Origin of the sequence: Pontibacter sp. SGAir0037 (assembly GCF_005491705.1) — a bacterium.
In the GTDB taxonomy this organism is placed as follows: domain Bacteria; phylum Bacteroidota; class Bacteroidia; order Cytophagales; family Hymenobacteraceae; genus Pontibacter.
Genome location: NZ_CP028092.1, coordinates 3,544,241 through 3,556,417, shown reverse-complemented (window position 1 = coordinate 3,556,417; position 12,177 = coordinate 3,544,241). Strand labels below are relative to the sequence as shown.

The window sequence follows — 12,177 nt, the reverse complement described above, 5'->3', positions numbered from 1 at the left end:
GAGTGATAAAACCTGACTAAAGCAAAGATAGCTGGATTTAATCTTATTTTGAAATGAGCTTCAGGCTTGCCTTTTAAACTACTATTTAAAATGAATGAGTTCTAATGTATAATAGTTAATATAAAAGGGGAAGCAGTAGAATTACTGCTTCCCCTTTTATATTAACTTCAGAAGTTTTATTAAATAATATTAAACCTCGACATCAGGTTCTTTTTATAAGATTTTCCAATCGGGATATCGCCTTTGGAGAACACGACAGAGCTTTCTTCCAGCGCGTCTATTTTATCAAGGTTAGCAATATAAGACCGATGCACACGCACAAAATTGTTAGAAGGAAGCTTATGCTCCATGTCTTTAAGCGTAGAACTGACCAGGTACTTTTGGTCGGCTGTTACAATGAATGAATAGTTATCGTAAGCTTCTACCCATAAGATTTCGTTGTAATGAACTTTAATGATCCGGTGCTTTACTTTTACAAAGATATAGTCTGATAAAACATCCTGCTCTTTGTTGTTAACAGGCACAGGTGCAGTCTCTGCTTCTTTTGTATCTGTTTTCTGATCGTGTTTATAGAGGGCAATCTCTATAGCCGATCGTAAATTGTTTTCATCAAAAGGCTTTACAAGAAACCCGTCGGGCTCTGTTTCTTTGGCTCGGTCTATAGTAGCTTTATCGGCATAGGCAGTTAAATAGATGAAAGGTATTCCGAACTCCTCTTTTATTTGGGAGCCAAGGGTTACACCGTCTGCATTACCGCGCAGATTAATGTCAAGAAGAACAAGATCGGGTTGTGTTTCCCGAATCATATTAAGGGTGTCTTCGCCTGAGTCTATTGCACATGTCTCATAACCTAGCTCTTCCAGGCACGCAGCAATATCCTCTGCGATTATGACCTCATCTTCTGAAATAAGGATCTTTGGTTTTGTCATAGCATTAGGTTAATACGTATAAATATAAATTATGATGATAGATCGAAATAAAGAATTGAACTTGTGCCATGGTTGCTGCTGAATGTAACGGAGCCATTAAGCTTTTTGGCCAAAGATGATATTAGTTGTACACCGAAAGAGTTCTCTTTGCGTGTTTCAAAATCGAAAGGCAAGCCTTTGCCATTATCACACACAGATAGTATATAACTTTGATTATACTGGTGGCGAAGTTCAATCCGAAGTATACCTGTACTACCCTGAAAAGCGTATTTCAGGGTATTTGATATGAGCTCGTTTACGATAAGACCAAGTGTTATGGCCGAATCTATATCAACTTTTATGTTGGGTACATGTAGCTCCAGCGCTATTTGTTTGGTGGAGGTGCCATAGGAAGCATACAGGCTTTCGCATATACCTCTTATATAATCATCGAGGTCTATGCTGGAGAGGTCCTGGTGCTGATAAAGGCGCTCGTGCAAGAGCGCCATGGAACGAACCCTGTTACGCAGTGCCCGCATTACATCCAGCGTAAAATCATCTTTTAGCTGCCGGGCCTGGAGATTTAGCATACTGATGACAATCTGTAAGTTGTTTTTAACCCGGTGGTGTATCTCCTTCAGGAGAATCTCTTTTTCAAAATTTTTCTCTTCAAGCTGCTTGGTGCGATGTTTTACTTTAAGCTCTAGTACGGCGTTCATCTTCACCAGGCTCTTTTCCCGCAAACGGGCTACACTTACGGCGGTGCTGCCAACTACCAGAAGTAAAACAGCAATAAACCACTCCCGCTTCCAGATTGGCGGAGTGATAGAGAAAGTATAGTTCAGGGGATTGGAGGTCCAGTACCCATCGTTGTTCTGGGCCATGAGCTGAAATGTGTACGTCCCGGGTGCCAGCCCATCAAATGAAGCAAAAGACTGTTCTGTTGGTTCAGACCATTGCTCCTGGTACCCTTTTAGCCTGTATCTGTACCTGATCTGTTCCGGGTCAGATAAACAAATGCCCTTATAGTTGAAAGAAATATGGTTTTGATGATGAGCCAGTCGTAAATTTACAGGCAGGCCCGTTGTGGAATCTGTTTTATATCCCATTTTTGGCCAGTCAGTGTCCTGCATAAACAGCTTTATGGAATTTAATTGGCAGAACGGCTGTACCTTGTTATGCCTTTCTTTATCGGGCATAAACTGAGTTAGCCCTTTGGAAGTGCCAAACCATAAATTCCCATCTGCTGTCTGCATAATAGCATTATGGCCAACTTCAAGACCTGTAAATCCATCTTTAGAGTTGTAGGTATAAATGGTAAGCTGATCCTTCGGACTAAGGAGGTTAAGAGGCATTTTGGCAACAGAACGGCTGGTGCCTATCCACAAATTATCCGATCGGTCTACATATAAACCCGTAATACCTTCATTTGGTAACCCATCTTTTTTGGTGATCAGCCTTGGAGAATGCCAGTTGTTGTTGAAGGCAATAAGGCCGTAGTTGAAGCCTCCAAAAAACAAAGTGCCGTCTTTTGCTTCTGTTATGGCGGTTACTTCTCTAAAGTCGAAGCCAGCGAGTGCCGGGTGAGGCTCCAGTTTACCATCAACAAAATAAAATACGCCGTTCTCGGCTCCAATCCAGATTTGGTTGTCTCTGTCTATGTGAACAAAATAAGCTTTCCCCAAAGGAGTTGATTCGTTTACCTGGGGCCGGATGAGGTTATGCCGGGATTTTATAGCTACTCCATCAGCGGTGGCAAACCAGAGATTGCCGGCAGTGTCTGATAAACAATAGTATATGTCATCTGTCGGAAGGCCTGTGCTTTTACCATAGATTTTAGAGAAAGAGCCTCCTATTCTCCAAACCCCTTTATTAGTACAGGCTAATATCGTTTTGGTATTAATAGCCTGAAGTGTATAAAGCGTAAGATCATCTGGCCATTTAGGATCGGAAAGCCATTGTAAATGGTCGTTTTTGAAATATGCCAGCTGGCCATTTTCTGTTGCCAGCCACAGCCTCTGCCCTTCATCTTTTATGAGTGCTGCTATTCGAGAGTCCTTGGCTGCTTCGCCATTCGGATAATGTATAAACCAGGGGCTTCTGTACTGTTGCATACCATGGCCGTTTGTCCCGATCCATATATTTCCTTCCAGGTCAGCTTGTAGGCAAAGGATACTATTGGTTAAAAGCCCGTTTTCAGTCGAAACAAGGTTAAATCTTTTCCCATCATACCTTAGTAGCCCTTTGCTTTGTAATCCTATCCAAATGTTGCCATATAAATCTTTGGTAAAGGATTGAATAACAGAAGGAGTGGCGGCAAGGGGAAGTTTTAGAGGAGTAATTTTTTTTAACTGATGCTGTAGCAGCCCATTTAAAGTACCTATCCAGATGGTGCCTTTATTTTTCTCTATTAGACAACTGATGTTATCCGAGGTTAAGGTGCTGTTGCCAGTATGATAATGAGTTAAGCCATTATCATCAATTCTATATAAGCCCTGAGTAGCACTGCCTGCCCATAAAGCTCCGTTCGATGAAACCAGTAAAGAGGTATAAGCCTGGTCTGGCAAATCATCTAGTTTTCTATATGACCCGTCTTCAAAAGTAAAAACCCCACTGTCGCTGGCCAGAATAATTTTACCGAGTTTATCTTCTGTAATTGCTCTTATGCCTGTAAGCGCAGCGCCAGAATTGCTAGTATAAGTTATAAAGCTTGTGCCGTTAAACACCGATAATCCCATATCGGTCCCGACCCATATGTTTTTTTTACTATCCTCAAACAAAGTATAGATATTGGCGCCGGTCAGGCCATCGCGTTTGGTAAAAGTAAAAAAGGCAGTGCCATCGAAGCGACTAAGACCGCCTCGGGTACCAATCCACAACTGACCTTTATGGTCCTGAATTATTGTGTTTACCTGAGATTGTGGAAGCCCTTCTTCTAATGACCAGTTTCTGAAATTATACTGCTGGGCAAAGAGGAGCAAAGGGTAAAGCAATAGTATTGTAAGGGTGAAGCGCATTAATAAGATAGTAAACTTGCTTACATACGTTAAAAGTGATTATTGTTTTACATAGCTTGTTTTGCGGAGAGTATTATGATATACATATACTTATTTTAAGAAATTTTGTTGTTATAAAATGAATAAATAAATGGTTTGGCTTAGGTTTCATGTTCAGCAGCTTTTAAAGCTGCTGAACATGCTTAAAACCACTACTGGAGCGATATTTTACTGTTCAGGACGCAGGTGAAAGCCATAGCTAAAATCTTTTTTACAGGCAATTGCGTTAAAATATCTGATTAAGCACTTCTGCATATCTTTTTGCGCCAATTCTGCACCTGCCGTACAAATTTTAATTTCAGATTGCGTGCTGATTGTACAGATATAGCGCAGGAAGCCATATTTAAGCTGGAAGATGATTAAGACTTGTCGTTGCTTGAAACCCTTATGGAGGAAGCGCGGTATGTAATTAAAATTTCTATATTTGCGTATTAATGCGCTACTGAAAGGCTTTATCAAAAGTTCAAAACCAAATTAGATGAGCGAACAATCAGGTAAACAGATGAGTAAGGAGGAAAAGGACGCCAGGTTCGAGGCAGAACTATTGCCGGTTCTGGATCCTCTGTACAATTTTGCCTATAGGCTCACCTTAGATGAAGACGACGCAAATGACCTGGTTCAGGAAACTTACCTGAAAGCTTACCGCTTCTTCGATTATTTCGAACAAGGAACTAATGCAAAAGCATGGCTGTTCCGAATCCTGAAGAACTCGTTCATTAACGAATTTCGCAAGAAGAGTAAGCAGCCCGCTAAGGTAGACTATAGCGAAGTTGAGGGGTATTACAACTCCGATGATGTTGAAGGTGAAGCTGGCGTAGCCACAACAACCGACATGCGTACGGAGAGTGTACAAGACCTGATCGGGGATGAAGTGGCAAGTGCTCTTAATGCTTTGCCCGTTGACTTCAGAACTGTTATCATTCTATGTGATCTGGAAGGCTTTACGTATGAAGAGATGGCCAAAATACTGGACATTCCGATTGGTACGGTTCGCTCCAGACTCCATCGTGCGAGAAATTCTTTAAAGGAGAAGTTGGAAAAATATGCTAAAACCATGGGATATAATAGTTAAAGAACTTTAGTTTTGAGTTAAGATGGAATCGAAATTTACGGAAGCCTACCAAAAAACGACTGATGACTGTCAGGAGACTGATTGTGATAAGGTCATTGAATTACTAAACACCGTTATTGATGGTGAAGCCACTGCCGATGAGCAGCTTTTTTTTAACAGTCACATCGATAATTGTGTGTCTTGTTTCGAAAGCCATCAGAAGCAGCAACTGCTAAAAAGCCTCGTAAGTGGGCACCTAAAACGTGTATTAGTTCCAGAAGCGCTGGTTCTTTCAATAAAAGCCAAAATCCAGCAAACCGTATAAACACCCCTAATGCAACAAGGCAAGATTATCATTTTTTCAGCTCCATCCGGAGCCGGTAAAACTACCATTGTAAAGCACCTGTTATCGATTAACCCGCAGTTAAATTTCTCAATATCGGCCTGCACGCGCGACAAGCGTGGGCGAACCGAAGAAAATGGCAAAGATTATTATTTTATTACGCCAGAGGAGTTTAAAAAGAAAATATCAAACGATGAGTTTGTAGAGTGGGAAGAAGTTTACGAAGGAGCGTTCTACGGAACGCTTAAGTCAGAAATACAACGCATCTGGGACAGCGGAAAGCATGTGATCCTGGATGTGGATGTTAAAGGAGGATTAAGTATAAAGAACTTTTACAAAAATCAGGCTTTAGCGGTGTTTGTGAAACCGCCCTCTATAGAAGAACTTGCCAGCCGCCTCACAGCCCGCAATACCGATTCCGCGTCCAGCATTTCGAGCAGGGTGTTTAAAGCTAAATTTGAGCTGAGCTTCGAAGACCAGTTTGACAAGGTTATCGTGAACGACAATCTTGAAAAAGCCTTTGCTGAAGCCGAAAAGCTGGTAAACGATTTTATCGGAACCAAGCAACCTGCTAACGTATGAAGGTAGGGCTGCTGTTTGGCTCTTTTAATCCTATTCATATCGGGCATCTGATAGTAGCTAATTTTATGGCTACTAACACTGAGCTAGATACTGTGTGGCTGGTGGTATCACCCCAAAACCCGTTTAAGCCCAGCAATACACTGTTGCATGAGTTCGACCGGCTGCAGATGGTTACGCTTGCCATTGCCGATAACCCTAACCTGGGCGTATCGAATATTGAGTTCAGCATGCCGAAGCCAAGTTATACAATAGATACGCTTACTTACCTGCAGGAAAAGTATCCGAGCTACAGCTTTGTGCTGATTATGGGGGAAGATAACCTGCCATTGTTTCCAAAGTGGAAGAATTACGAGCGCATACTGGAGTACCATCAGGTATATGTGTATCCTCGTTCAGGATCGATAACAACTGAACTGCCAGAGATGCCGAACATCAAGTTTATAAAAGCTCCTGTTTTAGATATTTCGGCAACGTTTATCAGAAGCTGTATCAAAGAGGAAAAGTCTATCAAGTACATGGTGCCGGATGAGGTGGCATCTTATATCAAAACCCATAAACTATACATCTGAAAGTACGGCTTAAGCTGACAAAGTGAAAAAGGCTGACCTGTAACTACAGGCCAGCCTTTTTCACTTTGTTAAAGATACAGTACAAATTTTTAATCTCAGTTGATATGAATCAAGGCCAGTGTGGCTTCACATGGAAATAAAGCATATGTAAAAGATTAAGGATGTCCAGATCACTTTCTGTATGCTAACGTGCTGGTAGTGTAAAAAAATATCTGGAAACGGAAAACTTACGTGTGGTGTACCTTGTGGTTTAAAAAGGGGGAAGCCTGTAGAAACTACTTCTTTAGAGTAAAGTGGTGTAAGCAGCAAGGTGGGGGATAGCTAAAATTATATATTATAATGATTTGCACCCTCCTTTGATGAATCTTGATTAATCAATTAAAATTGTAAACTATTGGAGGTAAGGGTTATCAGAATTGATTTTTTTCGTATTTTATATATTGGCGGATGTAAATGATTGTGAAGCACGCCATTATAGGGTATAAAATCTAAATTTAGACCAATGAGCAGATTAAAAATTTTAACAACAGTAATTGTCTTTTTTTGTGTAAGCCATTTAGGTTTCGGGCAGTACGTGCAGGAGTATGAAATGAAGAAAAATATAACGCCACTCGAAAACTCATTAGCTTATATACAGCAACTGGAGCCACTGAAGTTTGAGTACAAAACTGACGAGTACGCCAAATTAAAGTTACCAAAGGGGCAGACCTATGGTTTCCTGACTGAAAATGTACAGGAGATCCTGCCTGATTTAGTAAGTACAGAAACACGGTCTTACTTCGTTGGGAAGAACAATTTAAAACGAGCTACGGTAAAATATACTGATCTGGAAAGCCTGGTGCCGATACTGGTAGGAGCCATACAGGAGCAACAGCAGCAAATTGATGAATTAAAGCGGAAACTCGAGGCCTTACAGGCAGAATAACAACAGAAAGGGCTGCCAATAATATGGCAGCCCTTTCTGTTGTTATCACTTACAAGTACGCCTGGTGGATGTACTATAGCAAATTATATTGTCATGATCTCTGCCTCTTTCTTGCTAAGCAGCTCATCAATCTTTACAATGTAAGCATCTGTTAATTTCTGCACTTTGGCTTCTGCATCGCGTACAGCGTCTTCCGATGTTCCTTCTTTCTGAAGTTTTCTGAGTGCATCATTCACATCTTTGCGGATGTTGCGGATACTTACCTTACCTGCTTCAGTTTCGCCTTTTACCTGCTTTACCAGCTCACGGCGGCGGTCTTCGGTCAGGGCAGGTATATTTAAGCGTATGGCATCAGCCTCGTGCTGTGGGTTCAGATTAAGATCGCTGTTTTTAATAGCTTTGCCGATTTCGGCCAGCATATTTTTTTCCCAAGGCTTGATCAAAAGAGTGCGGGCATCCGGAGCAGTTACGTTTGCTACCTGTGCAATTGGAGTAGGAGAACCATAATAGTCTACCCGAAGGCTATCTACCATGGCTGGTGACGCTTTTCCTGCGCGGATTTTAAGAAGCTCTGCATTTGTATGTTGCACTGCTTTTTGCATAGACTCCTCTGCTTCGCTGAGGTAAAACTGAATTTCTTCCGTCATATCAATTTTAGCTTAATAAGATTCTGATGATACTATAGATATAGTGTGTCTACAATAATACTAATTTTTACCTGAACAGTTTTAGGCACAGGTTATTCAAAGATAATAGTGCAGCTACCTGTTACAGCGACTGGGCAATCTCATCCATAGATACAAGAGTACCAACTTGCTCTCCTTGTATCAGGCGTTTTAAGTTGCCAGAAGTGTTCATATCAAACACAATAATAGGAAGGTTGTTTTCCTTGCAAAGTGTAAAGGCTGTCATGTCCATTACATTCAGGCCTTTTTCAAATACATCCTTGAAGGAAATGTTTTGGTAGAAGATTGCGTCTGGGTTCTTTTCTGGGTCAGCTGAGTAAATACCATCTACTCTGGTGCCTTTTAATACCACATCAGCTTCGATTTCGATAGCCCTTAAGCTGGCAGCCGAATCGGTTGTAAAGTAAGGGTTTCCGGTTCCGGCACCAAAAATTACAACACGCCCTTTCTCCAGGTGCCTTACAGCACGGCGTCTGATATATGGCTCACAAACTTGCTGAATATTAATGCCTGACAATAAACGGGTAAATACACCTGTTTTCTCTAAAGCACTCTGAAGCGCCATGCTGTTTATAACAGTAGCTAACATACCCATATAGTCGCCCTGTACACGGTCCAGGCCAACTTTTTCAGCCTGCACGCCTCTAAAGATGTTACCGCCGCCAATTACTACAGCTACTTCAACACCCAGTGCGGATACTTCTTTAATCTCCTGCGCGTACTGCATCAGCCTGTTAGAGTCTATGCCGTACTGCTGCTCACCCATCAGCGCCTCGCCGCTTAACTTCAGCAATATTCTTTTATACTTCACGATCGTATGTATATGTTATAGGTTAAGTTTGCAAATATACGGGCAGGCAGTAAATGCAACCCGCAGGCAACAATAATTTATTTAGAACAGGATTAACACCTGGTTCTTTTCTACGTTCTGTTTTACAGCCACCTTCACTTCCTTCACTACGCCATCTCCAGGAGCTTTCAGGATATTCTCCATTTTCATTGCTTCCAGAATCATAATGGGATCGCCTTTTTTTACTTCCTGCCCTGGCTGCACCTTAATATCCAGAATCAAACCAGGCATAGGAGCCTTCACATCGTTTACCTTTTGCGTGTTGGCATCGCTCATTCCTAACTGGTCCAGCAGTAGGTCAAAACGATCTTTTACCATTACGGTTTGTAATGCGCCGTTAATTTTAAAGGTAAAACTTTTGGTTTGATAATCTGCCTGCACGAGCTCTGCCGTATAGGACTTGTCGTCCTTGATAATATGGAAAGTTTTGGGACCGATAGGAGATAAATCCCAGTTAAAAGGATTTCCGTCAAGAAGAATAGTGTCTTTCTGAATATCAACCTGCCTGGTTTTGCCGTTAGCAGTTTTTATCTGGAGCATCGCGTTTATCTGGTTTTAGAGCTTAAAGATAATTGATTTGTCAGAGTATTTTAAGAAATTGACCTCAAAATTATAAATCCACTTATGAATAATAGGTTTTTAAGTATAGTTGGTTTGGCAGCAACCTTGGCTTTTACAGGCGGCTGTGCATCCAATAAGAGTGTTTCTGGGCCGGAGCAACGTGCCGTAGTAGTAACAGATACAGTATCGCAGGCTACAGAGACGGTTCCTGTATGGGCGCCTAAAAAACATAGCTTTAACCCTTCCCGCACCCGGAAACATGATTTGTTGCACACCAAGCTCCGTGTAAGCTTCGACTGGGAAAAGCAATACCTGAAAGGTATAGCAGAGCTTACACTAAAACCATACTTTTACCCGCAAAACACCTTGGTGTTAGATGCCAAAGGATTTGATATCCATAGCGTAGGTTTAATGAAAGGGTATGATGCCACTCCTCTGAAATATACTTATAACGGGTTGAAGCTGAGCATTGATTTAGGTAAAAAGTATACTCGTGACGAAAAATATACCATTGAAATCAATTACACAGCCAAGCCTAACGAGCTGGTAAGCACAGGAGGCAGTGATGCAATAACCGAAGATAAAGGCCTGTACTTTATTAATCCGCTGGGAGAAGATCCAGGCAAGCCGCGTCAGATTTGGACGCAGGGTGAAACAGAGGCTAACTCTGCCTGGTTTCCGACCATTGATTCTCCAAATGAGCGTATGACACAGGAGATTTACATTACAGTAGATCCTAAGTTTACGACACTGTCGAACGGTACGTTTGTATACTCCCGCAATAATGCAGATGGCACCAAAACAGATTACTGGAAGCAGGAACTTCCGCATGCGCCTTACCTGGCTATGATGGCCATAGGAGAGTATGCCGTAGTAAAAGACAAGTGGCGCAATCTGGAAGTGAATTACTATGTAGAGCCGGCGTATAAAAACACGGCCAAAAAGATTTTTGGACACACACCGGAAATGATGGAGTTCTTTTCAAAGAAACTTGGTGTGGATTATCCGTGGGCAAAATATTCACAGGTTGTAGTGCGGGATTTTGTATCCGGAGCTATGGAAAACACCAGTGCTTCTACTTTTATGGAAGACCTGCAACTGAATGAGCGCGAACTCTTGGATAAAAACTGGGACTATATAATTGCGCATGAGTTATTTCACCAGTGGTTTGGTGATTATGTTACAACAGAATCATGGGCAAATCTGCCTCTGAACGAATCTTTTGCAAACTACTCTGAATACCTGTGGGCAGAACATAAATATGGTGCCGACCAGGCCGCATATCAACAGCTAGACGAGCTTAGCCAGTACCTGACGGAGGCAGAAACAAAGCGGGAGCCACTTATACGTTACCATTATGCCGACCGAGAGGACATGTTCGACAGCCATTCGTATGCAAAAGGAGGAAGAGTATTACATATGTTGCGGAAGTATGTTGGAGACGATGCTTTTTTTGCGGCTCTTAAACTATACCTCACGCGCAACAAGTTTACGGAGGTGGAAATAGCGGAACTGCGCATTGCCTTCGAAGATGTAACAGGTGAGGATCTGATGTGGTTCTTTGATCAATGGTTTATGAAGCCGGGGCATCCGGAGTTGCAAGTGGAACATAGCTACCAGAGCGGCCAGCTTCAGGTTCGTGTAGTGCAGCAACAGGATACGCTTTATCAGCCCGTTTACAGGCTTCCATTAAAAATATCAGTATGGGCAGGAAACAAACGCACAGATTATCCAATTGAAATAACGCAGGCAAACCAGGTATTTACCTTGCCGGTAGCCAGCCAGCCCCAATTAGTGCTGTTTGATGGTGATCAGCAGCTTTTAGGGGTGGTCAATCATACAAAATCAGATGAAGAGCTTGCTTCTCAGTTCAGGTTAACAAATCAATTAATACCTAAACTCGAAGCGCTATCGAAGCTCCAGGAGAAGGTTACATCCCCAGCTGTTATGCCTCTGTTTCAGGAAGCCCTAAAAGATAAGTTCTGGTATGTAAGAAGTGCTGCATTAGATGCTGTTAGCAGCTTAAGTGCAGAAGAGGCATCGGCCTTCAAAGATCAGATACAGCAGATGGCTGTAAACGATAAAAAAGGAGAAGTACGGGCAGGTGCTTTGTTGTTAATGGCAAATTGGGGCGGTGATGCCTATACAGATATGTACATGAAAGCACTGCGTGATAGTTCTTACCAGGTAGCAGCTGCAGGAATATTAGCCTATGCGGGTACAGGTGCGCCAGATGTAAACGCGCGGTTAGCTCCTTTTGAAAAAGAAAACAATGAAGAAATTGTAATCGCGCTATCAAGTTTTTATGCAGTAAACGGAGGACCGGAAAAATATGATTGGTTTATGCAGAAGCTCAAAAATGCCAAAGGAAGCGGGTTATATTATTTACTGCAGGGGTTTGCAGCTTACCTGGCATCAAATAGTCAGACAAATACCCCGGACGCAATAGCTGCTTTAGCAGATCTGGCAAAGAATCATAACCTCTATTATGTTAGAATGTCGGCCTTCCAGGCGTTAACTGTCATGAGTGAGAAGCCGGAGGTACAGGAGTTGCTAAAAGAAATAAAAGAAAATGAAAAAGATAAACGCCTGATAAACATGTATAACCAACTGCCACAGCTATAATGTTGAAAAAAAACTGATATT

Annotated in this window: 11 protein-coding genes; 6 read left to right on the top strand and 5 right to left on the bottom strand. The window is 42.0% G+C overall.

Annotated elements, in window-relative coordinates; all coding sequences use genetic code 11:
- Positions 1–179 precede the first annotated feature (179 nt).
- On the bottom strand, positions 180–929 hold the full coding sequence (locus C1N53_RS14585; RefSeq protein WP_137760005.1) for a LytTR family DNA-binding domain-containing protein: 750 nt from the start codon (positions 927–929) through the stop codon (positions 180–182).
- A gap of 29 nt (positions 930–958) precedes the next feature.
- Positions 959–3,925 (bottom strand): two-component regulator propeller domain-containing protein, encoded by a 2,967-nt coding sequence (locus tag C1N53_RS14580; protein ID WP_137760004.1) that lies wholly within the window; start codon positions 3,923–3,925, stop codon positions 959–961.
- A gap of 517 nt (positions 3,926–4,442) precedes the next feature.
- Here C1N53_RS14580 and C1N53_RS14575 point away from each other — a divergent pair.
- From C1N53_RS14575 to C1N53_RS14555, 5 genes are all read left to right on the top strand, one after another.
- Entirely contained in the window at positions 4,443–5,036 is a 594-nt protein-coding gene (locus C1N53_RS14575; RefSeq protein WP_137760003.1) for a sigma-70 family RNA polymerase sigma factor, read from the top strand.
- 22 nt (positions 5,037–5,058) lie between these two features.
- Positions 5,059–5,340, top strand: coding sequence for an anti-sigma factor (locus tag C1N53_RS14570; protein ID WP_137760002.1), 282 nt, complete (start codon positions 5,059–5,061; stop codon positions 5,338–5,340).
- Between the two features lie 9 nt (positions 5,341–5,349).
- Complete coding sequence (gmk, locus tag C1N53_RS14565) at positions 5,350–5,940, top strand: guanylate kinase (RefSeq protein WP_137760001.1); 591 nt, start codon at positions 5,350–5,352, stop codon at positions 5,938–5,940.
- Positions 5,937–6,509, top strand: a complete 573-nt coding sequence (nadD, locus tag C1N53_RS14560; protein WP_137760000.1) for a nicotinate (nicotinamide) nucleotide adenylyltransferase — start codon at positions 5,937–5,939, stop codon at positions 6,507–6,509. Before gmk ends, nadD begins: the two co-directional genes overlap by 4 nt.
- A gap of 502 nt (positions 6,510–7,011) precedes the next feature.
- Positions 7,012–7,434, top strand: coding sequence for a tail fiber domain-containing protein (locus C1N53_RS14555; RefSeq protein WP_137759999.1), 423 nt, complete (start codon positions 7,012–7,014; stop codon positions 7,432–7,434).
- 83 nt (positions 7,435–7,517) lie between these two features.
- Here the strand turns inward: C1N53_RS14555 and frr are convergent, their stop codons facing one another.
- From frr to C1N53_RS14540, 3 genes are all read right to left on the bottom strand, one after another.
- A complete protein-coding gene (gene frr / locus C1N53_RS14550; protein ID WP_137759998.1) occupies positions 7,518–8,081 on the bottom strand; it encodes a ribosome recycling factor in 564 nt (187 codons plus the stop codon).
- 121 nt (positions 8,082–8,202) lie between these two features.
- Positions 8,203–8,931 carry a UMP kinase gene (gene pyrH, locus C1N53_RS14545; protein ID WP_137759997.1) on the bottom strand — a complete coding sequence of 243 codons (729 nt, stop codon included), beginning with the start codon at positions 8,929–8,931 and terminating at the stop codon, positions 8,203–8,205.
- Between the two features lie 81 nt (positions 8,932–9,012).
- A complete protein-coding gene (locus tag C1N53_RS14540) occupies positions 9,013–9,510 on the bottom strand; it encodes a biotin/lipoyl-containing protein (RefSeq protein ID WP_137759996.1) in 498 nt (165 codons plus the stop codon).
- A gap of 84 nt (positions 9,511–9,594) precedes the next feature.
- On the opposite strand from C1N53_RS14540, the gene C1N53_RS14535 reads away from it, so the two are divergent.
- The gene (locus C1N53_RS14535; RefSeq protein ID WP_137759995.1) at positions 9,595–12,156 is read left to right on the top strand and encodes a M1 family aminopeptidase; all 2,562 of its coding nucleotides are present in this window, start codon (positions 9,595–9,597) and stop codon (positions 12,154–12,156) included.
- The last annotated feature ends 21 nt before the right edge of the window (positions 12,157–12,177 follow it).

Coding starts and splice junctions, on each gene's coding strand:
- C1N53_RS14555 (WP_137759999.1), top strand. CDS start 7,012: ATGAGCAGATTAAAAATTTTAACAACAGTAATTGTCTTTTTTTGTGTA.
- C1N53_RS14535 (WP_137759995.1), top strand. CDS start 9,595: ATGAATAATAGGTTTTTAAGTATAGTTGGTTTGGCAGCAACCTTGGCT.
- frr (WP_137759998.1), bottom strand. CDS start 8,081: ATGACGGAAGAAATTCAGTTTTACCTCAGCGAAGCAGAGGAGTCTATG.
- C1N53_RS14585 (WP_137760005.1), bottom strand. CDS start 929: ATGACAAAACCAAAGATCCTTATTTCAGAAGATGAGGTCATAATCGCA.
- C1N53_RS14570 (WP_137760002.1), top strand. CDS start 5,059: ATGGAATCGAAATTTACGGAAGCCTACCAAAAAACGACTGATGACTGT.
- C1N53_RS14540 (WP_137759996.1), bottom strand. CDS start 9,510: ATGCTCCAGATAAAAACTGCTAACGGCAAAACCAGGCAGGTTGATATT.
- nadD (WP_137760000.1), top strand. CDS start 5,937: ATGAAGGTAGGGCTGCTGTTTGGCTCTTTTAATCCTATTCATATCGGG.
- gmk (WP_137760001.1), top strand. CDS start 5,350: ATGCAACAAGGCAAGATTATCATTTTTTCAGCTCCATCCGGAGCCGGT.
- C1N53_RS14580 (WP_137760004.1), bottom strand. CDS start 3,925: ATGCGCTTCACCCTTACAATACTATTGCTTTACCCTTTGCTCCTCTTT.
- C1N53_RS14575 (WP_137760003.1), top strand. CDS start 4,443: ATGAGCGAACAATCAGGTAAACAGATGAGTAAGGAGGAAAAGGACGCC.